The sequence below is a fragment of the Tamlana sp. s12 genome (genome assembly GCF_016767215.1).
Taxonomy (GTDB): Bacteria; Bacteroidota; Bacteroidia; order Flavobacteriales; family Flavobacteriaceae; genus Pseudotamlana; species Pseudotamlana agarivorans.
Genome location: NZ_CP068547.1, coordinates 511,748 through 535,906, shown reverse-complemented (window position 1 = coordinate 535,906; position 24,159 = coordinate 511,748). Strand labels below are relative to the sequence as shown.

The following is a 24,159-nucleotide window of genomic DNA, read 5'->3' as shown; positions in this document are numbered from 1 at the left end:
GTAAAGGCTACTTTACAGCATAATGTTACCTGAATTTTTTATAAAGCCCCTGTATTCTTTTCAATATTTTTTGCAGATGGCCATAATTTTTCGATGAAAAACATAAAAAACAGGTCAAGGGCATCACAATGTACGTATAAATAACAAGGGTTAAGATTATTTTTTTTATAGTCTGATTTTCACTAAATTAACAATTCTAAAACACTAAAATTCCAGATGTTAATCCATGTGGAACTTCTGGTGTTTATCATGTAGTTATAAAAAAGTTTTACGAAAAGTAAAGCAACGTATTTTTTAACCTACGGAATAAAGTGTTATTGTAAAAATCCCTCAAAATGAAAAAACTATTATCACTTCTATGGCTGCTCTTAACTTGCCATCTTGTAACTGGACAAGCCCAACAATTGTATATTCTCGATTTTGAAACCGAGACTCCTAGAGGTTATACCACCAATCCTGCCGAAGGGGATACTGATGTTCAAGGAAAAGATAATGACTTTTTCAAAAGAACAAATGATGCAGGAATCTCTCAGTCAAATATGAGATACTATGGCTTCCCAAGTCCTGGCGAATACTATTTTGCCGCTCAAGATATAGATGGTGTTAGCGGTAGCACCTTACCTTTTACATTAACTATTACGAATATCAATATCGCTGGCTATCAAAATTTAGAATTTCGTGTGTATTTAGCGGAAGATCAAGATGATAGTGCAGGAAACCCAACATTTTCATGGGAACAAGACGACTACGTTCATTTTGATGGCTTTATAGACGGAAGCTCAACTGCTACTCCTTTAATGTGGGTTGAGGCTGTACCTCCAGTAGGTGGTCAAGGTTCAGATGATAAACCTTCTGCTATAGATACCAATTTTGATGGTAATGGTGACGGTACTCAGCTTGGTAATAATTTTGCCCAATTTACAAACACCATCACACAAACAGGTTCTACGTTAGATATTGTGGTTTCTTTTAAATTAGATGCCGGTGAAGAAGACATCGCCATAGATAACATCGAAATTTGGGGCGACCCTATACCTGGATTTTGCTTTGGAGGTACGGCAACCTGGGATGGTAGTGGCTGGACTGGTACACCAGCCATAGATGCCAATGTTATTATAGCTGCTGATTATAATACCGATTTTGATGGCGGTGCATTTGAAGCTTGTAACTTAACCGTAAATAACGGTGTGACTTTAACTATAGATAGCGCTGTTGCAGTAGTTGTAGAGAATGACGTTACCGTAAACAGTGGTGGCTCTTTTGTTATTGAAAATGGCGGCGCTTTAGTACAGCATAACGACAATGGATTGGTTACAAACAATGGCAACATGTCTTTTCATCGCGAAACCGCTCCCATGGACGCCTGGTACGAATACACCTATTGGAGTTCGCCAGTAGCTGGTGCGCAAATTTCTACAGCTTTACCGCATTACAATCCCAACCGCTTGTTTACTTTTAATGCCCAAAATTATTTGGACGCCTTTAAAGAATCAAATAATGATAACAATCTGGTTACAGGTCACGACGATATTGACGATAATGGCGACGATTGGACGCTAACTGGCGGTAATACCATCATGCAGCCAGGTATAGGCTATATTACCACAACCACTCCAAGCTATTTTAACGCCAATGGATCTGGATCCGGAAGCACATTTATGGCTATCTTTTCAGGTGCATTTAACAATGGCATTATACAGGTTGACGCGTACAGAAATGATGACCATTTCGGCGATACGAATTGGAATTTAATAGGCAACCCATATCCTTCGGCAATCGATTCTGATTTGTTTTTTGCCTTAAACCCCGAACTTGAAACTGTTATCTATTTCTGGTCACAGAATGCTCCACCTTCTTCTATTTTAAATGGAAACCAGCAAGTTAATTTTAATACTGCCGATTACGCCATACTTAATGGTACTGGAGATATCGATCCCGGTGGTGATGGTCAAGTGCCTGCTCCTGCTGGTTCAAGTGTTGGATATGCAATACCTTCAGGGCAAAGCTTTTTTGTTTCTTTATTTGATGGCAATTTTAAAACAGGTGTAAACGCTGTAAAAATCACATTTGACAATAGTATAAGAGCCGCCGATGATAATTCTAACAGCGTATTTTTTAAAGAAAATAACAACTCTAAAACCAAGCAACCCCAAGCCAATAAATTATGGCTTAATTTAAACTCTACCGACAACACCTCTAACCAACTCTTAGTAGGCTATGTTGATGGAGCAACCGATATGGATGATGGCCTCTCTTACGATGCGCACATAAACCCTTTATATGGAGCCTTGTTGTATTCAACCATTCCAGGTGTAGATAAAAAGTTTGTTATACAAGGAAAAAATTCAAGCAGTCTTAGCGAGAATGAAGTGATTCCTTTAGGTTTTAAAACCACTTTAGGAGCTTCTATTTTATACACCGTAACCATACACAAAACAGAAGGCGACTTTTTTAACAATCACGACATTTTTTTAATAGATAAAGCGCAGTCTCCAGCTAAACAGTGGAATTTAAGTCGAAACGACTATACATTTTCTTCATCGCAAACGGGCGAATTTATTGACCGTTTTGAAATTGTTTTTCAGGAGCAAACATTATCGAACAATCCACTTGTTTTAAATCCTGATGACCTGCAAATTATAGCATTAGAAAATGATGAGGTGCTTTTTGAAATCCCAGAGCCTTTAAAAATAAAACAAATTATAATTTATAATTTAATGGGACAACAAATATATAATTTGGAGACAAATAAGAGTTTAGAGAGTTATCATCTTCCTAATTTAAGTAGGGTCTATATTGCCGAAATTAAACTTTCTAACGGCCAAGTCTTAACTAAAAAAGGCTTGGGGCAATTGTTAAAACGCTAAGGGGTGGTTTAAATTTTAAGGGTAGGCGATACGCTTTTATTTTAAAGCATAACGTAGGCCTATAAATAATCGCCTCCCTTGGTTTGGTGCGTAAATGTAAGTGGGATCGAAAGTTAAACCATAAGGGTTATCTGGTGTTACAAGAACGTCTCCGTTATTGTCATATGCTACATCTTTATCAAAAGGGTCATGAGCTCGAGCTATAATAAAGGGGTTACCTTTGTTAGGCGTCCAGTTCAAAAGGTTTTTAACACCACCATAAATTTCAAAGTTTTTTAAACCGTCAAATGTAAACTGAATGTTTTGGATGCTCCAAACAGGTGATTCGGGTAACCTAGGATCTAAATCCCCTAATAGAGGCAAACGCATGGGGCCATAAATATTTCCTGTGTAATCTACTGTAGTTTGGTATTTGTAATTTTTATATGAAATACCCCAGGTTCCTGTAAAGTTTTCGGTTAGTATTTGGCGTTGTGTGACGTTGTTATGGGTGGTGGTAACATCTTGTACTGTTGCCCCTAAAAGCATCTTAATGCCACTTGCTAAATTGGCATCTAAGTTAACGCTAACACCTTTACTTTCTGCTTTGCCTTCCAAATTAGAGTAAATAATTTGATTGGGGTTAGTCTCATAATCGGGGGCAATTAAATTAGAAAAATGGGTGTACCAAGCAGAAGCATCTAAGGTGAACATCATGCCTTTTTTACTGTAAAATTTCTGTAAATAATTAAAGTTGAAATTAACGGATTGCTCTGGGTTTAAATTTTCAGTAATAACAACATTCCTTGAGCCTGTTAGCGCCGCGTGTTCTTCGGTAAACAGATTTACCACGCGAAAACCTGTGCCAGCATTAAGTCGAACAATAGCCTGGTCTGAAGGTTTAAATCGATAAGCCAAACGTGGTGTAAAAATGGACCCGTGGCGCGTATCGTAATCATAACGCGCACCCAATAGTAAACGGTGTTTTTTATGAAGTACCATTTCATCTTGAACAAAAAGTGAAGGAATAACTATTTCATCGGCAGTTATAGTGGCAGGCGTGTTGTCATTATAATAATTATATCGGGCTGCAACACCAAATAATAAATCATGCTTTTTAAGCGGTTTGTCCCAGGTAAGTTGTGTAAATCCAATTCGTTGTTTTGCCAGATAAGGGGTGTTTCCATAAACGGAATTTTGATCATGATCGGTATACGAAAATTGCAGCATCATTTTCTCGGCCACAGGAAGTTGATAGGTTCCTAATAATTCGTAACGCGTCGTGTAAATACTCTCGCCATAAACATCGTCGCCACCGCGATAAGATGGATTCCATTGCATTTCTCCACCCCAACGGTCTTCATAAAAGAATCGCCCTGCTAACGAAAAAACTCTATTTTCTTTACGTTTAAAATTCCATTTTTGGAAAACCGATAATCTATCTTGAAGCGTTACATCGGTAAAATTATCGTTGTTATTATCAATAGGGTTGCTGTAGTTAAAGTAATTCACCCCTAAAAGCAGATCGGTTTTATTACCAATTTTTGCTTTAAACCCCATGTCTAAATTCCATTCTCCCCAGCCTGAAACAAAACTATCCGCAAAAAATAAGGGGGCATTTTCGGGGCGTTTAGTGATAATGTTAATTAAACCACCTACCGCTTCACTTCCATAAAGTGAGGAGGCTGGGCCTTTTACGATTTCTACCTGTTCAATAAGTGAATTTGGTATACCCGACAAACCATAAACGGTAGACAAGCCACTAACAATGGGCATGCCGTCTATTAGGACTAAGGTGTATGGACCTTCGAGTCCGTTGATGTGAATATCCCCGGTGTTACAAACACTACAATTAATTTGTGGACGTACACCATTCACGTTTTGTAGAGATTCGAAAATATTAGGCGTTGGATTTTTCTTTAGAAACGTAGGGCTGTACACTTCAACAGGAACAGGGCTATCCAATCTTGAAACGGCTTTTAAAGTTCCAGTAACAACCACTTCTTCCAGATCTGCAGATGTTTCTAGATTAAAATTTATCACAATATCTTCATTAGCGATATTTATGGCTTTTGATTCAGATTTAAATCCGGTATAAGAAACAATGATAGTATAGCTTCCTGGTTGAATATTTTTAAGGCTATAGTTGCCGTCTTCATTTGTTGTTGTGCCTTGCCGTGTGCCTTTCAAATAAACGTTTGCATAGGCTAGTGGTAAGTTGTCAAATAACACATGACCTGTAATATCTTGAGCATTTATGATTGTTGAAGTTAAACAAAAAAATATTATTAGATATTTCATTAAATTTAATTTTTTCAAATATAAATATATTTTTAGATAAGACTAAAAATAAAAATAAGAAAATAGGTAATATGCTTGAAGTAGGGTTGATATGCTCCAAACTTATGGAAGGTTAAAGTTAAAAAGTGTTTAGATTGTTATACAGAAGCCATGCTGAGATGCTTCTCGGGAATGGGTATGATATAAAATATAAATCGTTTGTGAAGCCTTTATAATTTATTACTTGTCATATTGAGCTTGTCGAAATATCTCTTTACACTCATGGAAGGTAAAGGTTTTGGTAAGCTACTTAGATCAGCAAAATAGTAAAGAGGAGGATAGGTAAATTATGTCAACAGTTCAAAATGAGATAGGTCTAACTTCTAGACGCTTATTGCCTTAATGGCAACCGCAGTCATCGTTACCACCACAGCCTTTTTTAGGCTTTTTCTTTTTCCAGATGTATTTTCTAACTAAAAACACCAGAGCTAAAATAAGCGCTGCAATAACCAATATGTTTTGAATGAAGGCGTTCATGTGTTTTTAGTTAGAATTTATTATTTCAATAATTGAAAGGCTATTAAGGCCACAACATAAGCAAAAATAGACATGATTACCAGTTGTAAAACGGGCCATTTCCAAGAGTTTGTTTCTCGTTTTACAATGGCTAAAGTACTCATGCATTGCATAGCGAAAGCATAGAAAAGCAATAGCGAAATACCCGATGCAAAAGTAAATAAAGGGCCGCCTAAAATAGGATTCACTTCACCAGCCATTCTATTTTTAATGGTTTCCTCGTCATCGCTACCTACGCTGTAAATAGTGGCTAAGGTACCCACAAAAACTTCACGGGCAGCAAAGGAGCTAATAATCGCAATACCAATTTTCCAATCGTAGCCTAGAGGTCTTATAGCAGGCTCGATAGCACGACCCGCAATACCAATATAAGAGTGTTCTAATTTGTATTGGGCTATTTTGTGTTCTAAATCTTCTTCCTCTAAATTATCCGAAGCATATTGTTCAGTGATGATGTTTTCGGCACTATTAAAATTTTCACCAGGGCCATAAGATGCTAAAAACCATAGGACAATAGAGATGGCTAAAATGATTTTACCAGCACCAAAAATAAAGGCCTTGGTTTTTTCAACCACCGTATAAAAAACATTTTTAAATAAAGGTAATTTGTAATTAGGCATTTCAATCACAAAAAACGATTTGCTTTTTATTTTAAGGATTCTGTTTAAAATATAAGCCGAACCGACAGCCGTTCCAAAACCTAATAAATACAATAGCATTAAGGTAAGGGCTTGATAACTGAAGCCTAGGAAGCTACCGTCTGGGATAACTAATGCAATAATAATTAGGTAAACCGGTAATCTGGCCGAACAGGTTGTAAAAGGCGTTACTAAAATAGTGATAAGGCGTTCTTTCCAACTTTCAATATTTCTAGTAGCCATAACTGCTGGAATGGCACAGGCTGTTCCAGAAATTAACGGGACAACACTTTTTCCGCTTAGTCCGAAACGACGCATAACGCGATCCATTAAAAATACCACACGACTCATATAACCACTTTCTTCCAAAATGGCTAAAAAGAGAAATAAAAAGGCAATTTGTGGAATAAATATAACAATACCACCTAAGCCAGGAATTATACCTTCAGAAAGTAAATTTGTAAAAGCTCCCGAAGGCAGATGGTCTTTTGTCCATTCACTTAAAAAAGCGAAAGCCGAGTCAATCATATCCATAGGCACAGTAGCCCAGTCGTAAATAGATTGAAATAAAGCCATTAATATGATAAAGAAAATCACGTAACCCCATACTTTGTGTGTTAATACACGGTCTAGTTTAGAACGTAAATCTTTAGCTTGAGTAGCATCAATAGTTTGTCCCTTTTTAAGAACGTTGTTTATGTATTGATAGCGCTTAATGGTTTCCTTTTGCTGAAGACGTTTTAAGTCGCCCTCACTTTTTGTTTTAAAATCTGCAACAGCATCAAACTCTTTGCGGTCAGTTTTACCGAAGTTTACATCTTGCGTAATAACAAGCCATAGTTTGTATAATAACTGATTCGGGAAAGCCTTGCGTAAATTTTCAAAGTAGTTAGCATCAATTTGAGCGATGTCTAAACAGGGTTCAGAAGGCACTTCTTTGTAGTTTGCAATAAGCTCTTTTAGCGTATCAATACCAATTTTTTTTCTCGTACTTGTAAGGGCTATTTTTGTTTGTAGTTGTTCTTCTAAATATGCAATATCTAAAGAAATCCCTTTATAACTCATTCTATCGGCCATGTTTATGACAAGTAGCGTTGGGATTTTAAGATCTTTTATTTGTGTAAAAATTAAAAGGTTACGTTTTAAATTTTCTACATCGGTAACAACCACAGCAATGTCTGGAAAATCTTTATCATTCTGGTTTAGCAGCAATTCAATAACCACACTTTCATCAAGTGATGACGCGTTTAAACTGTAAGTTCCAGGTAAATCAATTATATGAGCTTTAAGGCCTCTTGGTAGCTTGCAAACACCTTCCTTTTTTTCAACCGTAATGCCTGGGTAGTTTCCAACCTTTTGGTTTAATCCTGTTAAGGCATTAAAAACCGAGGTTTTTCCTGTATTCGGATTACCTATTAGAGCTACATTAATCTGTTTACTCATGCCTTACCTTTTCAATTAATATGTGGGTTGCAGTTTCTTTTCTAATAGCAAGATGCGATCCATTTATGTTTAAATACATAGGGTCGTGAAAAGGCGCTAGCTGTACTAACTGTACGGTGTTACCAGGTAGGCAGCCCATTTCTAAAAGTTTTAGAGGAATATGAACGGAAGACACATCGGTAATGATGGCACTTTCACCGTGTTCTAATTGTGCTAAAGTATCTTGCAATGCTATTTAGATTGATTTTAAAGAAGCAAAAATACTTTAAAACTTTAAAACCTAAAAGGTAATGAGTTTATAATATGTAATTATTTTTTTTGGCGTTACCTAAAGGTCGGGCTTTACGTTACAAGTCCTCGCGCTAAAAAAAAAGCGCTGTGGGCTTTCCACTGCAATCCCTAACGCAGTGACGATATCCTAAAAAAAAGAAACTAAAAAGCAGTGACTAGTCTGTTATACAATGAATTGTCGTTAAAAATATCATATTCATCGATTAAAAGCACTGTAGGAAAACTTAATGTTAATTTAACATACATACACACCAAGCCTGTTGTTTTCTTACGTATATAAGCGTCGTAATTTTGCACCAGTAAAAAATAAAATATGACAACAATTACAAATATTACAAAAGTAGCAGCAGAAACGAAAGTAGGAACAGTAACTAAAACCTTTAGCAATACAAGCTCATTAGTTTGGAATGCCAAAAGACGTTACAAATAAATAAAATAAGATTAAAAAAAAGGCGCTTCACATGAAGCGCCTTTTTTTGCTTTAAACTAAAGTTATTCTTGTTTTAAAATTGTAATATCATCAAGTAGGCGCTCAATTTCTTCAGGGCTGGTGCCATCATAAAACCCTCTAATTTGACGCTTCTTATCGATTAGCATAAAGTTTTCGGTGTGAATCATGTCAAAAGGGCCGCCGTCGCCATTGTCCTTAACTGCTAGATAGCTTTTTCTGGCCAATTCGTAAATCTGTTTTTTATCACCTGTAACTAAATTCCATTTCTTGTCGTTTACGCCTTTTTTAATGGCATATCGTTTTAACTGTGCAACGGTATCAATTTCTGGAGTAACCGAATGTGAAAGCAGCATAACATCATCATCATTTAATATGTCTTTTTGAATGCTAGCCATGTTTTTGGTCATAATCGGACAAATAGTAGGGCATGTCGTGAAGAAGAAATCGGCAACATAAATTTTGTCTTTGTAGTCTTCCTGGGTAATCGTTTTACCGTTTTGATTCGTTAGACTAAAATCGGCAATCTTATGGTATTTCTTTTTATAATGAAGCGTACTATCAACCAATTCAGGTTGTACCATGGTAGGTTGGTATATAGGTAGGGGTTGGTATACGTTTAAAGTATTGTAAATGATTGAAACAATAATAATGGAAACAATCATGAAAACAATGGCGAATATTTTGTAATCCTTAAAAAATGATAACATAAAGATTGTTATGAAAATTAGATGCCTGCAAAAATACGATGATTCTCCTGTGTCTAAAAATATAATAGATAAGAAATGCCCTTGCTTGGTACGGTTTATATATAAAATGATGTTAAATCGTATGGCTTTGTTTATTTGTTTTCCCAAAGTTGGTTTAAAACCTTACTTTTGCACGATTATAAAAATGTTAGACTATCATATGGATTTTGTTATAAAGATTTCTCAGTTTTTACTAAGCCTTTCGTTGCTCATTATTTTGCACGAATTGGGACATTTTATTCCTGCAAAGCTGTTTAAAACGCGTGTTGAAAAATTTTATTTGTTTTTTGATGTGAAGTTTTCACTATTCAAAAAGAAAATAGGGGATACGGTTTATGGGATTGGATGGTTACCTCTTGGCGGATATGTAAAAATATCGGGAATGATAGACGAGAGTATGGATACCGAGCAAATGGCCAAAGAGCCACAGCCTTGGGAATTTCGTTCGAAACCAGCTTGGCAACGCTTAATTATTATGCTTGGTGGGGTTACCGTGAATTTTTTATTAGCCATTGTGATATATATAGGTATTAGCTTTTTTTATGGGGACACCTTTTTACCGGTAGAAAATATTAATGATGGTCTTCTAGTACAAAGCTCTGTGGCTAACAAGGCTGGATTGCATACTGGAGACAAAATCATTGCTGTTGATGGTGAAAAAATTGAAAAATTCTCAGACATCTCAGAAAAGGTGCTTTTTGGTCATGAGATTGAAATAGAACGTGATGGTACACCATCTACCGTAACCATGCCTGTAGATTTTTTATCTCAGTTAATGGATGCCAAGGAAAAAGGATTCATTAGTTTAAGACAACCTTTTGTGGTAGTTCAAGTGCAAGATAGCTCTGCAAATTATTCGAGTGGCTTAAAAAAAGGCGATATCATTGTAGGGATGAATGATCAAGCTACAAAATATGCCGATCAAGTTATCGCGTCATTAGAAACATTGAAGGGGCAGGAAATTGCTGCAACGATAAAACGCGAGGATCAAGAAATTTCTTTACCACTTAAAGTGAGTTCCGAAGGAAAGCTTGGCGTGGTTTTAGGTGCTAGTACACCAAAAACTTTAGAGGCTTTAGGATATTATAAGTTTGATGTTAAAGATTATGGTTTCTTCGAGTCTATTCCAGTTGGTGTTACAAAGGCAAAGGATAAAGTAGTGTCTTACTGGGATCAGTTAGGAGCTATTTTTTCACCTAGCACAGGTGCTTATAAAGGTGTAGGTGGGTTTAAAGCTATTTACGATATATTTCCTAGCACTTGGAGTTGGGAGTACTTTTGGAGCATTACAGCTTTTTTATCTATTATGCTTGGTGTTTTAAATTTATTACCTATTCCTGCGTTAGACGGCGGACATGTCATGTTTTTACTATATGAAATGATCTCTGGAAGAAAGCCTGGCGATAAATTTATGGAGTATGCACAGATGGTTGGATTCTTCCTTTTAATAGCTTTAGTACTCTTTGCAAATGGTAATGATATTTATAAAGCATTATTTGAATAAAATTTTTTTAAAAAATGTTTGCAGAAACTAAAAAAGCTTTTATATTTGCACTCGCTAAGCAAAACAGCAACACTCCTTCTTAGCTCAGTTGGTTAGAGCATCTGACTGTTAATCAGAGGGTCCTTGGTTCGAGCCCAAGAGAAGGAGCAACATAAACCCGATACGAAAGTATTGGGTTTTTTTGTGGATTAAATTGGGTGAGAAGTTTATGGATCAATCCTAATTGTTGTGTTTATGCAAAAATTGTGGTTAATCTAAAAAGGCAGAATTCTATATTTTTGACTCCTCTAAATTGACTTCTGAACGCTTTAATTTTAGCATTAAAGGATTCTGCAGAAGCATTTGTACTTCTATTGATAAAATAATTGAGTATTGAACGATAGTTTACCGTTATGGTGTTTGCTATTGTTTTAAAAGCTCTAAATCCAGATTGTTCCACCTCTTTATACCAATGTGCAAGTTTGGTATATGCTATTTTTATTGAATTAGCTGAATTAAAAATATTTCGAAGCTTTTGTACTAGTCCAAAGGCGGTTTTGATGTCAGGGTATTCATTAAAGAGTATTTTGCTTCTTTCATATTGGTTTTTGGTCCAATTTGAGGGTGATTTATATAGTAAATATCGGCTTCTGGCTAAGAGTTGTTTTCTGGTGTCTTCATTACTAAAGAGCTTTGGTTTGTATGTTTTGTTAGCGGATTTGGCTATTTTAATGGCGTCATTTTCTAAGTCTATAGCATGCCATCGGTGTTTAATTCTTATGTCTTGCAAAGCTTCTAAGGCTAGTTTTTGTACATGAAATCGATCTGTAACTTGTGTGGCTTTAGGGAAGCATTTCTTTGCTATGGTTTTCATTGAGTTAGCCATATCTAATGTGATTTCTTTCACCTCTGCTCTTTTTTTTAGCTGATATGGTGAGAAGCTGTTTTACAATAGGCTCAACTTTTGTGCCTGCAAAAATTGCCACAATACAGCCCTTTTTTCCTTTAGCTTTTTTATTGGTAATAATGGTATAGAGCTCTCCTTTAGAAAGAGCTGTTTCATCGATAGATAAATAAGCTCCAATATTCTCTGGAAAGATAAGCCATTGCTTGGCGTGTGGTTTTTGTTTCCAGGCTTTAAATTCACTGAGATAGTCTCGATATTGTCTGCTAAATTTTTTACCATCAATATTATAAAAACCACCTATAGTATGGCAATCGTAAGCTTTAGTATCTACTAATTTCTTTTAAAAAAGCAGCGAACTCGGTGGTCATCCGTGTTCCCTGGGCTACTAAATTCCAATCTCTTTGAACCACTTCATTTGTTTGTTTATCAAACCATCTACGGCGTTTGACATGAAGATATACGGTATTACCTCTTAAGGGGAAATCTTGAATAGTGACTTCCTTGTGAAAACCATGAGCTATAAGTGTTCTCGATGTTTCTTCTTTTGAAGCACGAAAAGCAGTTTCAAAAGAAGAAACATCGAGAACACTTATAGGATTGATCCAATATGATATTCTAAATTTTAGGGGTCTTCTTCAAAATACATATACGGCCATGCCTGTGAAGGAAGCATTTATTAAGGAGTGTCATGCATTTTGGTAAACACATATGATGTTTTACTTATAAAGAAGAGGCAGGGGTTCATAGAAACTCTTATATACCGTAAAATAATTGATGCTTGAGGGTTGGTAATTAATATGGAATGGCGGTTAAAAGCATTAAATGAGCCGAAGACTTATCGGTTTTATTTATTGTGCGGTTAATGGAAAAATGAAGCTGGTGCTGTTACCGCCTAATTATTCCACAATCATTAATGAGGTTTTTTTAGTCTAGAATTATGTGATATGGAATCGTATAAATTCATGATTAACAAGCGTCTTGTTTAGATTTTTAAAACCTGAATAAGTAAAATTATTGGTAGTATTAAGGGTAATCTAATTTTTAGAACCAGAATCTGTAAGTTCGGTGTTGTTTGATTTGTTTAAGGAACTGTTAAGTAATCCCATGGCTACGTATAAAACCGGTGAAATTAGAATTTCTTGAACGGAAATACAGAATGTTTTTAATTTGTGACCAATATCGGTTATAAGTAAATCGAATAGTCCTAATGATGTTAGGATACATAATCCGGAAATATGTACAAGATGCCATAGTGAAGACATCCAAGAGTCTTTTAGTTTGCCTAAATGAATGGTGCCTATAAGGTATACAACTATGGTTGTTGTAAATCTAATTATTTGTCTTATAATTCTAGGTGTTTTTATAACATCATTGTTTTCGTCAAAATAAAGGTAATATTCAACAAAATATATGTAATATAAGGAGTAGATTAAGATGATTATAAGTAGGCCTGCGAAGAACCGAGCTTTATCCGTTTTGTAAAGTGGCATGTTTTAGGTTGATTTTTCGGGTAAAAATGGTCCAAATTAGAAATGTTGAAGTATATACTATTGCTTTAAATAAATAGTGGTGTGCAAAATCGAAATAGACATGAAAATATTCTCTTAAATAGATTAAGCCAACACATCTTAGGATATTAATAAAATCAATGATAATAATTCCTAGAATTATATATTTTAATTTACGCCAAAAATTCGCAGGGATACATGTTATAAACCCGATATATAGCGCCATAAGTGTTAGTCCGTTGCAGACATTTGCTATATTTAAAATGCTATTACCGTGGTGGCTAATTGTCGTGTAAAACCGTGAGATGTTTTCACCTTCATTGGTTGTAATGTCAAGGTTGTCGGTAGCTACAAATCCAGACATATTGCCTAAATTATTTAATAGGGATACAGAGGCTTCTCCAACATGTGAAGTTAAGGCTCTATCTAAATAGGTTGAGTCGTAAATAAAAAGGCTATAAAGGATTTCCCATATAATATAAAATAATAAGGCTCTTCCTAGAAAAAGCCTTATTGGTAATGGAATTTCATTTTTTATTGAGTTAAGCTTTAGCATTTTTGTTTCCACGTAGTTTTCTAATACCAAAAGCTGCTGCACCTAAAGCCAAAAGACTTAAACCACCATCTAGAGGGATGTCGTCAGTTGGAGGGGCTGGATTATCACCACCACATTTACATCCTCTTTTGTGAGAACAGCCGTTACGATTTTTACTACCTTGGTCTCTGTCACCTCCTTTGTCAAACCTATTCTTTTTTCCATTGTCTTTAGACGAGCTTTTGGCCCACGGGCCTTTGTCTCGATCTCCAATAACAGTGGTTAACGCTACAGGTGTGATGCTTAAGGTTAGTGCGCTTAAATTTGATTCTGGAAGGGGTGAGCTCGATGTTGAAGTTGCGGCATGCGTGTTTGTTGTAATCGAAAAAACAAGCAATATCGCAAATACATTAATGAGCCCAAAAACTGATTTCTTTTTGTTTTTCATCTTGTTAATGTTTAATATTAATAATAGCGTATATAAAAGTAATCAGGAATTTAATTCAGAAACTTTTTTAGCTGAAGTTTTCGATATAGCGTGCTTTTTTTACTTTGAAACACAAACTCGTGTTAATTTTATCGATAAACGGAAATATCTAAAAGCTAGTTAATTAGAGTATTTTTCTTTGATTTTTTATAAAACTAGACAAACGGGTTGTTTTTAAAGTTGTAAGGATTTTATTTCTGCTATTGTTTTCTTTGAATTTCCAATAAAAATAGAATCATTAATAATAATTACAGGACGACTTAAAAAAGTATAATGATCTAAAAGGTAGTGTTTGAAGTCGCGTTCTGTTAGATTTTGGTTTTTTAAATCCATCTCTTTGTAAAGCTTCGCTCTTTTGCTAAATAAAGCTTCATAACTTCCAGAAAGCGTTTTCATTTGGTCTAATTGATCAACAGTTATGGGTTCGGTTTTTATGTCTTGCAGAATGAAATCTGAAGGTAAATTTAGCTCTTTTAATATGCGTATACAGGTGCTACAAGTCTTTAGGTAATATACTTTTTTCATAAATTAAGGTTTTTGATAAAACAAATTAAAAGTATATTTATCGAAAAATGAATTAAAAAAGGGATTTTACCTTTGAGGTTTTAAGGAATACTAGGAATATATTTAAAGGTATTATAGAAACATATTCTTAAACGATTAAATAAAATTCCTGAAGAGTTTAACAATAATATCATTTGGAATATCGCTCATAGTGTAGTGACACAGCGATTGTTCTGTTACAAGCTTTCGGGATTAGAAGTCGCCATACCAATACATCTTATCGGTAAGTATAGAAAAGGTACCAAGCCTGAAAGCGCTATATGTCTGGATGAACTTCATGAGAAAAAAAACTTTTTGAATTCTAGTATAGAAAAAACGCAGAAAGATTATAGTCAAGGTGTTTTTAAAAGCTATACGGGAAATACAGTAGCAACAACTGGGAATACGATAAGCCGAATAGAGGATGCTTTGCAATTCGCCGTGATATATGAAGGATTTATTATGGTTATGTATTAGCTCTAATGAAAGCTTTAAAAAAGTAAATAAGACTCAATTTCGTTGTAAGGGACTTTAAATTCGATAATGCCTTCAGAATAGGCAGCGATTTCAAATGTGTTGTATAAAAAAACAAGACCATCCTCGGTATAAGCCATATTTGAAGGTAGGATAAATTGATCCTGATTTAATAGTATGCTTTTGTCTTCAATTGTTTTTTTGTAATAGGGTTCAGCAATTTTTTTTACGGCGTCTATATCGCTAAAAAGCGTTTTATTGGCTATTAACTGACCGTTTTCAGCATTAAAATTTAGGAAAGTAATTTTTAAATTTCCATGGGCGCCACCTGTATTGGTATATGAGGTAATGGCTATACTGATAATTGATTTCGATTGATATAGAACCTCGCCGTCAATTTGAGCCTCCCAAATTTGGGGGCTTTCAGGAAAATCTCTTTTCAAAGCTTCGTATTCGTTTACAAAAGTGGTGACACTTTCATTAATAGATTTTGCCTGAATATTTTCGTTATCTATTGATCCTGTTTGAATAGAGGAAATAACGTTTTGCTCTATGGTTTGGTTAATTAGTTGCGCAACTGACTCTTTACCAGAAGCTTTTGGGATGTTTATTTCAACGATACTGTTGTTTTTTGGTGAGATGTGTACTTCAGAAAAGCTAATATTAAATTCCTTATCACAAGATAAGCATAACAATACTGCTAAGTAAATGAATAAGTGTTTGAAATTACGCATAGTTTGTGTAAGGAGTTTTTCATAATTGTAGGTATAGTTTAAAATACCTCAATGTTTAAATTTTATTGAAAAAGCCGTAGGGTAGAAAAAAGAACTGGGGCGATAATATGTTAAAAATGGGTCTAGTTGAGGTAATAGATATATCCTAAACTTAACCAAACTAAACTATCGTTATTCTTGTTTGATGGTAGGTTGTGGTCTAAGCCGTCAACCTTATCATCCATAAAAAATTGCCATCTAAAGTCTAGCATTAAATCTGAAACTCGAGACAGTTTATATCTAACACCAACATTACTTACAACAGCCCAGCTGCTTCCAGGTGAAGCATCGACAGACCCTGGAGCCCATCCAGAGTAGAAGTTGCTTGGGTCGGTAACATCGCCGATAGCATTGGGGTCGGGATTGTTGTAAGTTGTTTCTACTTCAGGGGAGTGATAGGTATACTGAATCCCTAGACTTATAAATGGTGTAAACCTAAAGGCGTAAGCTTGAAAATCTCTAATGCTTAGAGGGTAGTATTCGAGTTGGGTTCCGATATTATAATTTTTAGCCAAACCAGTATGTGCACGAAGTTTATCTGCATCAGGGCTTGTTAATGAAGGGTCAACCCATTCGCCATGATGTTCTAGATGAGTTCTGTTGTAGGAAATCTCGCTACGTAGTTTAAAGTGATCATTAAAATATTTATCGGCAGTATAGCAGTTACAGTCTGCTTTTAACGTGAAATTCATATAATGAACAAGTCCAATACCAAATCCTGAATTTTTGAAATTATTTGAGAAATTTTCACGCTCTCCAAAGTCTGAACGCATCTCAACATAACCTGCTACAAGGCCCAATTCATGTGAGAAACCTGACTGTGCACCAAGGGATTGTATCAAAGCAAAAAAACAAAAAACAATCGTTACATTTTTTGGTTTTATCATAAAAGCTTGTTTTTAGTCAGGTTATTTATATAACAAATATATAAAAACACTTACTGAAAACAAATAATATAAATTTTCTAAATTTTTAAAAAAAATAACTGTTGAAGAATTTAAAATAAAAGCTATATTTTTTTGAAGATAATGTATATTTGTTTTAAAATACTAATTATATAATAATTTAAACTATTTATTGTGCTATGAAAAGTAAGATTGATGCTTTTTTAGATTTAGTAAAAGAAAGAAATGGCCACGAGCCAGAGTTTCTTCAAGCTGTAGAAGAAGTTGCTGAAACAGTTATTCCTTATATTGTTGAAAATGACATATATTATGGTAAAAACATTTTGCTTCGAATGGTCGAGCCAGAGCGGGTTATCATGTTTAGAGTGTGTTGGGTTGATGATGATGGGGAAATTCAAGTTAATAGAGGGTATCGTATACAAATGAACTCGGCTATAGGACCTTATAAAGGTGGGTTGCGTTTCCATCCTACAGTTAACTTAAGTATTTTAAAATTTTTAGCCTTCGAGCAGGTTTTTAAAAATAGTTTAACAACACTTCCAATGGGTGGTGGTAAAGGCGGTAGTGATTTTGACCCTAAAGGTAAAAGTGATAATGAAATCATGAGGTTCTGCCATGCGTTTATGGGTGAGTTGTTTAGACATATTGGTCATAATACCGATGTGCCTGCCGGCGATATTGGTGTAGGAGCAAGAGAGGTAGGGTATTTGTTTGGTATGTATAAAAAAATTAGTAATGGCTTTACAGGGGTGCTAACAGGAAAAGGTATGTCTTGGGGCGGCTCTTTAATTAGACCTGAAGCTACTGGATACGGTACTGTGTATTTTGCTCAAAAAATGTTAGAAACTAAAGGTTGGGACATTGCTGGAAAATCATGTGTCATTTCCGGGTCAGGAAATGTTGCGCAGTATGCTGCAGAAAAAGTACTTCAATTAGGAGGAAAGGTGTTAACGATGTCTGATTCTTCTGGTTATATTTATGATGCCGATGGTATAGATACTAAAAAGTTAGCACATATTATGGACCTTAAAAATATTAAAAGAGCTCGAATTAAAGCGTATTTGGAGGCTTATCCTCATGCTAAATTTGTGCCAGGAAAAACCCCTTGGGAGGTTAAATGTGATGTTGCATTACCATGTGCAACTCAAAATGAGCTTCATGAAAATGATGCAGAAATATTACTTAAAAATGGTTGTGTTTGCGTGGCTGAAGGTGCAAATATGCCTTCAACTAAAGGGGCTATAGCAGCCTTCCATAAAGCGAAAATTTTATTTGCTCCGGGGAAAGCTTCTAATGCTGGTGGGGTAGCTACCTCTGGTTTGGAAATGACACAAAATTCATTGCGTTTTAAATGGACTCGTGATGAAGTAGATAATAAATTAAAAGATATTATGACGGATATTCATAAGTCTTGTATTGAGTACGGCACAGATAAAGATGGCTACGTCGATTATGTAAGAGGTGCCAATATTGCTGGTTTCGTAAAGGTTGCCGATGCTATGTTAGCTCAAGGTATTGTTTAATAGAAATTAAATATATAGAAAAGCTCCCTGTTTTGGGAGCTTTTTTTGTTTGATAGAGTCTTATTGCTTTAAATTTCAGTTTATTGAGGATATGTATATTTTTTTAAAGCAAAACTCGTTAGATATAAATATATTTGAAATTCAAAATTTTAGCATATTGAAAAAAAACATTCTAATTATTTGTTGTTTTCTACCGTTCATGTTGTTTTCTCAAGATTTTTCGGGATCGTGGGATGGGTATTTTTCATATAACAACATTAAGGCCGTAACGCGTGGACATAACAAAATTTTTGCGGCTTCCGATAATGCTATTTTTGTTAGTGATCAAACTACGGGGGACTTAGATGAAATAACCACGGTAAACGGATTGTCTGGTGAATTCATTTCATCAATTTACTATAATGAAGAATACGAATTGTTAATGATAGGCTACCAAACAGGCTTAATAGAGATTGTTTTAGATGATGGGGCTAGGGTGTTAAGCATCGTTGATATTCTGGATAAAGCAACTATTGCTCCTACACAAAAGCAAATAAATCATTTTAATGCCCAAAATAATTTACTGTATATCGCAACAAACTATGGGATTTCGGTTTTTAATATGGAACGCTTGGAGTTTGGAGATAGTTATTTTATAGGTCCCAATGGTTCACAAATTCCAGTAACAGAAACTACAGTTTATGATAATTATATATACGCATCTTGTTTAGATAATAATGGATTAAAACGGGCCAACCTATCAAGTTCTAATTTGATTGATTATCAAAATTGGACAACCATAACCGCCGGGAGTTGGGTTGGTGTAGAAACCCATGGGAATACTTTATATGCTGCCAATACCAATAGAAAATTGTTTCAGGTAACTAACGATACGTCAATTAGAGAAGTTGCGACTTATAGCAGTGTGCCCTTGGACTTAGAGTCGGTTGAAGATAATTTAATGATAACCACTCAAAATCAGGTGTTTGTTTACGATTCAAGTTTTAATGAAATTGCTCAAATTGGCGTGGTTCCAGACTTCACTACAAAGTATACAGCCGGAATTTTAGACACTCATTTTATTTATATTGGCACCGAAAATTTTGGCATACTAAAAACGCCAATTCTTAACCCTACAGTTTTTGAAGAAGTACATCCCGATGGCCCTTTAATGAATATTCCTTTTTCAGTTGAAGCTAGTGTCGATGGAGTTTGGGTTACTTTTGGTGAATATGATTTTGATTATAATCCATATCCCTTAAATAATCGCGGTTTTAGTCATTTGAAGTATGATAAATGGATTAACACTCCTTATAGTGAGGTATTTGAAGCTAAATGTTTAAATGCTATTACTATTAATCCTTCCAATAGTAATCAAGTTTATATGAGTTCGTTTTTTAGTGGATTGTTGATTGTTGAGGATGACTTGCCTACTATTTTATTCAATGAATCCAATAGTGGTTTGGAATCCTTAGACTTACCTGCCGACCCCAATTATGTTGATATTCGAGTGGGGCCTTCTGCGTTTGATGATGACGGCCTGTTATGGACGCTAACTACCCGAATTGATCGTCCGCTTAAATCCTATAATCTTAGCAATAATCAGTGGAAAGCTTATGATTTTACAGCTGTAATTGGCGATGGTTTTTCGGGAGGAAACTTAGGTTATGCCGATTTGGTTATTGGTTCGGATGGTACCAAATGGATAGCTAGTTTTCGATTTGGTTTGATTGGTTTTCAAGAAGAAGGAAATAGTCAACTTTTAAAGGGTGTGTATACCGCTGAGCAAAATATGCCTTCTACAGCAGCCACAGCTTTAGCCTTGGATCAAAGAAATCAATTGTGGATTGGGACCTCTAGAGGTTTAAGGGTGCTTTATAATACGTCTAATTTTTTCAGTGAAAATGTTAGTGTCGATGAAATTATTATCGAAGAAGATGGTGTTGCCAAGGAGTTATTGTTTGAACAAAATATAACAGATATAGAAGTGGATGGTTCTAATAATAAATGGGTAGCTACTTCCGATGCTGGATTGTTTTATTTTTCGCCAGATGGACAAAACACCATATTTCATTTTACAAAAACCAATTCCCCTTTGCCTTCCAATACGGTGTTAGATGTGTCTATTGATGGCAATAAAGGTATTGTTTATATCGCTACCGAGAAAGGCTTGGTATCCTTTCTATCAGGAGGGTCTAATCCTATTGAAAATTTAGAAAAAGCGTTTGTGTATCCAAATCCTGTGCGACCGGAATTTGATATGTTTGACAAAAAGGTGAAAATTAAAGATATTTCTGAAAACGTGAATATTAAAATCACCGATATTGAAGGTAATTTGGTTGCCGAAGCACAATCTAAAACCAATCAGCGTTACAGTGGTTATAATTTAGAAATTGACGGAGGGACAGCGTATTGGAACGGAAAAAATCTAGCGAATAACACCGTAGCTTCAGGCGTGTACCTAGTGATGCTAGCCGATTTAGATACCTTTGAGACCAAGGTTATTAAACTCATGGTTGTACGCTAATGTTACTCACTACTCATGCCATTGTATTATCTAAGCTGAAGTATAGAGATCACGATTTAATCGTAAAATGCTTTACTCAGCAAAAGGGTGTTGTAAGCTTTTTATTAAGAGGGATCTTAAAAAGTAAAAAGACTCAAAATAAAGCTGCTTATTTTCAGCCCTTATCTCAAATTCAAATTGTGGTAGATTACAAGGAGAAACGTTCCTTGCAAACCATAAAAGACACTAAACTTAATGTCCTTTACACCAGTTTACATACGCATGTTTTAAAAAGTGCTATTGTTTTGTTTTTGTCGGAGGTCTTATCCAATACATTGCATGAAGAAGAACAAGATGAAACGCTTTATAGCTATTTAGAAAATACCTTGTTGTGGTTAGATGGCCAGTCGGAATATGCTAATTTTCACCTTTTGTTTCTACTAAAACTAACCAAATACTTAGGGTTTTACCCTGATATAACCGATATAGATTTTCCAAATTTTAATTTAAATGAAGGTAAATTTGAGCTAAAACCAGTCTATAGAAATAACATTTCTGGACCAAATTTAATTCTGTTGAAACAGCTATTAGATGCCTCCTTTGATAGCTTACCGGATATAAAAATTAATGCCAAGCAAAGGCAGTCATTTTTAAGTATGATGCTGCTTTATTTTGAATTGCACTTAGGGAGTTTTAGAGCTCCTAAATCTTTACAAGTTTTTAATCAGGTTTTCAGTTAGTCATAGCGTTTTTTATTTTTTTTCTTGCTATTAAAACGACTTATAAATATTTTGAAAATCTAAGTTATTTTAAACAATGGGTGTTTATAGTTTTAAGGTGTTATAGATTTTTTAATCACTATATCGCCATTAGAGAGTTTTGCTTTTACTATATAAAAGGAATCTATGTTTGGTAAATAATAGGTTTCAGTATGGCTGGAACCTTTTAGTTGGTATAGCGTTTGACCTAAAGTATTATAGATGGTCAGTGTCTTTATTTTTAAATCTGGTGATGTTTTGAAACGGATATGTTTGTTTTCCAGATTTGATATTTGAAACTCTTCTGTATTTAATTCGGTGTGATGGTTTGATAAATTCACATCTTTAAAATGGATTTCAAATCTGCTATTAAAGTCCCCCGTCTCGGAGGTAAAGACGTATGGAACGCTACTTAAATGGTGTGTCTTGTTCAGTAAGTTGTCCTTCAGATAGATGTTATTTTCAATTAAAAAATCACCTTGTAAATGATCAATTGATAAATTATACAGTGTTGGCGTGCTAATATTGGTGCTAAATCCAATATTAATGTTTTCATTGTCATGGAGGTTATTTGGGTTTTTACCTTGAATGACATATTTATTTTTGTCTTGAGCTATTGTGGAATATAAAATGGCCGAATAATTTTCTGTTATAAGTCTTTTAGCATCATATGCTAGGCCGTCATTTTTATCAGTTGCGCCTTCGACGTAGGCCATTAAAATCTGACTAAAAACTCCGTTGTCTGAGGTAAGATTTAGCCACAATTTATTAGATGTAATCTCGGCGGTTTTATGGTTATTTTTGGTTTTAAAAAAGAGGGTGTTACTCGTGTTATCCGCCATTCGCATAGCATTTGTAAATTTAACGGTGCCGTTTTTTAATCCTGGAACAAAAAAACTTTGTCCGGTAGAAATGTATTTGCCTGGTGTTTTTTTACTGACTCCTGCTGCGCCTCCCGAACCAATGGTATAAGTGGCATAATCGTTTTGATGAAAATTGGATTGTTGATGGCCTGCATGCGATACATGGTGTTCTGTATTATGCGACCAAAAATAGGCGGCCCCATCTATGACTGTGGCATTGGCTTGTTGAAAAGCTACAAAATCGATAGCCGAAGGGTAAGGGTTGCCTATTAAATTCCATGCATAACCTGAATTTTGATCGTTTACAGCTATAGGAGTCGTTATGTCTCCTGTGTTAAATGTGCCTTCAAAACTGATTTTATCTGTAGCTGGAAATGTGTTATTACGACTCGATGTGCAGGCGTAACCAGTTCCAGGAAGCATGAGGTCGCTGCCTTTTACAAGTTGCCAATCGTCGCCATTATCATCAATATCATCTCCATCGTTATCAATAAAGTTTTGGGCTTCAAAGTAAAATCGTCTGTCACTATCCACATTCGGAAAAACCTGGTCTATTGTGGTATTTTCTACTGGAGAGCTCCAATAGGTGTAATGATACCAATTGGATTTAACAGCACTTTCTTTGTGGAGTATGGCTGTTCCAGGATCGTTAACAACGAAAGTACCTAAATGGTCATTCTGAACAAAATTTCCCTGGTTTTCTACAATCAAATGACCGTTTATAATGACGTCGTTTTCAATTTCTATGAAGCTATTGTTGTCAACAGTTAAAGTGAATCCTGAGTCTACGGTTAGATTGCAGCATTTAAACGAGCCCATATTTGTGTTATAATCTCCCGAAACTATAGCTTGGGTTGTTAAGTTTGGAAGGCCGTTATCCCAAGAGGATCCATTCCATGTGGTGATGGTTCCTATGCAACTACGTGCGGCAGAACAGGTATACATACAGCCTCCTAATATTTGTGGAACGGTTTTTTTACCTACCCAGTTTAAGGGGTTTACAACAGCTTCTAAAATTAAGGTTTGATCCTGATTGGTGCTACAATCGTAGTATGCGTTGCCTAGGTTTCCAATGTAAACGGCATTGACCCCATCGGTTAAACCTGCAGGAACTTCACTGTTGTTCGGGTCATTCGTATTGTTATTGTCTTTAGCATCTGTCCAGCCGGTATCGCTTCCAAAATGTATGGCGAATAACATGGTGGGTTCCACATTGGTGCCTTGAAAGGCAATGATTTGATCACTGTTGTTAGAAGCTAGAGAGAAACCTAGATCAGTTGGGTCTTCGGTGGCGTTGCCTAGAGTAGCTGTATAAATTCCGGAATCTGTAGCAGTTTCAGAAATAATAATTTCGGTTCCACAAGGTAAATTACTTGTAGCATTCCATATCACGATACCTTCAGTTTTAGGTTTGCCATCGGCGTTTAAAGGAAAGCCTCCAGCAGAAACCCAACCTTTATCTGTGAAATTTATACTGGTGCCATCAGAAACATCAGTTAATAATACAAATGAAAATTGATCGGGGTCTTTAGAATTATATCCTGTTATAGCGATATCGCCTTCGGTTAGTGTTGTTTGAGAATACCCTATAATGGTAATTAATAGGAAAAGTTGTAGTAAAGTTGATTTTTTCAAGAGGTGTTT

18 protein-coding genes, 1 tRNA gene and 1 pseudogene are annotated in these 24,159 nt (G+C 35.3%); 7 read left to right on the top strand and 13 right to left on the bottom strand.

Translation table 11 applies throughout. From position 1 onward, the window contains the following. Positions 1-335: 335 nt before the first annotated feature. Complete coding sequence (locus JJL45_RS02270) at positions 336-2,867, top strand: hypothetical protein (RefSeq protein WP_202664222.1); 2,532 nt, start codon at positions 336-338, stop codon at positions 2,865-2,867. Positions 2,868-2,903: 36 nt separating this feature from the next. Here the strand turns inward: JJL45_RS02270 and JJL45_RS02265 are convergent, their stop codons facing one another. From JJL45_RS02265 to JJL45_RS02245, 5 genes are all read right to left on the bottom strand, one after another. After that, entirely contained in the window at positions 2,904-5,147 is a 2,244-nt protein-coding gene (locus JJL45_RS02265) for a TonB-dependent receptor (RefSeq protein ID WP_068600945.1), read from the bottom strand. A 378-nt stretch (positions 5,148-5,525) separates the two neighbouring features. Then, entirely contained in the window at positions 5,526-5,663 is a 138-nt protein-coding gene (locus tag JJL45_RS02260) for a FeoB-associated Cys-rich membrane protein (protein ID WP_082935822.1), read from the bottom strand. Between the two features lie 20 nt (positions 5,664-5,683). After that, positions 5,684-7,783: a ferrous iron transport protein B gene (gene feoB / locus JJL45_RS02255; RefSeq protein WP_068600948.1), complete on the bottom strand. Its 2,100-nt coding sequence runs from the start codon at positions 7,781-7,783 to the stop codon at positions 5,684-5,686. Then, positions 7,776-8,012, bottom strand: coding sequence for a ferrous iron transport protein A (locus tag JJL45_RS02250; protein ID WP_067145183.1), 237 nt, complete (start codon positions 8,010-8,012; stop codon positions 7,776-7,778). The genes feoB and JJL45_RS02250 overlap by 8 nt, the downstream gene beginning before the upstream one ends. A 554-nt stretch (positions 8,013-8,566) precedes the next feature. Next, positions 8,567-9,232 (bottom strand): SCO family protein, encoded by a 666-nt coding sequence (locus JJL45_RS02245; protein ID WP_068600953.1) that lies wholly within the window; start codon positions 9,230-9,232, stop codon positions 8,567-8,569. Positions 9,233-9,431: 199 nt separating this feature from the next. Here JJL45_RS02245 and rseP point away from each other — a divergent pair, with 199 nt between their 5' ends. Then, positions 9,432-10,775: an RIP metalloprotease RseP gene (gene rseP, locus JJL45_RS02240; RefSeq protein WP_068601726.1), complete on the top strand. Its 1,344-nt coding sequence runs from the start codon at positions 9,432-9,434 to the stop codon at positions 10,773-10,775. Positions 10,776-10,848: 73 nt separating this feature from the next. Next, positions 10,849-10,922, top strand: a tRNA-Asn gene (locus JJL45_RS02235). Between the two features lie 85 nt (positions 10,923-11,007). Here the strand turns inward: JJL45_RS02235 and JJL45_RS02230 are convergent. The 5 genes and pseudogenes from JJL45_RS02230 to JJL45_RS02210 form a co-directional block, all read right to left on the bottom strand. Continuing rightward, a pseudogene (locus tag JJL45_RS02230) lies at positions 11,008-11,962 on the bottom strand (ISL3 family transposase). Between the two features lie 733 nt (positions 11,963-12,695). Next, complete coding sequence (locus tag JJL45_RS02225; RefSeq protein WP_068600955.1) at positions 12,696-13,151, bottom strand: hypothetical protein; 456 nt, start codon at positions 13,149-13,151, stop codon at positions 12,696-12,698. Beyond that, entirely contained in the window at positions 13,129-13,725 is a 597-nt protein-coding gene (locus JJL45_RS02220; protein ID WP_068600957.1) for an exosortase/archaeosortase family protein, read from the bottom strand. Before JJL45_RS02220 ends, JJL45_RS02225 begins: the two co-directional genes overlap by 23 nt. Further along, the gene (locus JJL45_RS02215) at positions 13,712-14,152 is read right to left on the bottom strand and encodes a PID-CTERM protein-sorting domain-containing protein (protein ID WP_068600959.1); all 441 of its coding nucleotides are present in this window, start codon (positions 14,150-14,152) and stop codon (positions 13,712-13,714) included. Before JJL45_RS02215 ends, JJL45_RS02220 begins: the two co-directional genes overlap by 14 nt. Before the next feature lie 213 nt (positions 14,153-14,365). Further along, positions 14,366-14,716 carry an arsenate reductase family protein gene (locus tag JJL45_RS02210; RefSeq protein ID WP_068600961.1) on the bottom strand — a complete coding sequence of 117 codons (351 nt, stop codon included), beginning with the start codon at positions 14,714-14,716 and terminating at the stop codon, positions 14,366-14,368. Between the two features lie 123 nt (positions 14,717-14,839). On the opposite strand from JJL45_RS02210, the gene JJL45_RS16290 reads away from it, so the two are divergent. After that, positions 14,840-15,211, top strand: coding sequence for a DinB family protein (locus JJL45_RS16290; RefSeq protein ID WP_082935823.1), 372 nt, complete (start codon positions 14,840-14,842; stop codon positions 15,209-15,211). 14 nt (positions 15,212-15,225) lie between these two features. On the opposite strand, the gene JJL45_RS02200 is transcribed toward JJL45_RS16290, so the two are convergent. After that, positions 15,226-15,942 (bottom strand): DUF3298 and DUF4163 domain-containing protein, encoded by a 717-nt coding sequence (locus JJL45_RS02200; RefSeq protein ID WP_068600963.1) that lies wholly within the window; start codon positions 15,940-15,942, stop codon positions 15,226-15,228. Positions 15,943-16,064: 122 nt separating this feature from the next. Then, positions 16,065-16,868 (bottom strand): THC0290_0291 family protein, encoded by an 804-nt coding sequence (locus JJL45_RS02195; RefSeq protein WP_068600965.1) that lies wholly within the window; start codon positions 16,866-16,868, stop codon positions 16,065-16,067. A gap of 197 nt (positions 16,869-17,065) precedes the next feature. Here JJL45_RS02195 and gdhA point away from each other — a divergent pair, with 197 nt between their 5' ends. From gdhA to recO, 3 genes are all read left to right on the top strand, one after another. Further along, positions 17,066-18,409, top strand: coding sequence for an NADP-specific glutamate dehydrogenase (gene gdhA / locus JJL45_RS02190; protein WP_068600967.1), 1,344 nt, complete (start codon positions 17,066-17,068; stop codon positions 18,407-18,409). A gap of 157 nt (positions 18,410-18,566) precedes the next feature. Further along, positions 18,567-20,915, top strand: coding sequence for an ABC transporter substrate-binding protein (locus JJL45_RS02185; RefSeq protein WP_082935845.1), 2,349 nt, complete (start codon positions 18,567-18,569; stop codon positions 20,913-20,915). Next, positions 20,915-21,634 (top strand): DNA repair protein RecO, encoded by a 720-nt coding sequence (recO, locus tag JJL45_RS02180; protein ID WP_068600971.1) that lies wholly within the window; start codon positions 20,915-20,917, stop codon positions 21,632-21,634. The genes JJL45_RS02185 and recO overlap by 1 nt, the downstream gene beginning before the upstream one ends. Positions 21,635-21,726: 92 nt before the next feature. On the opposite strand, the gene JJL45_RS02175 is transcribed toward recO, so the two are convergent. Continuing rightward, complete coding sequence (locus JJL45_RS02175) at positions 21,727-24,150, bottom strand: hypothetical protein (RefSeq protein WP_068600973.1); 2,424 nt, start codon at positions 24,148-24,150, stop codon at positions 21,727-21,729. Positions 24,151-24,159: the final 9 nt, after the last annotated feature.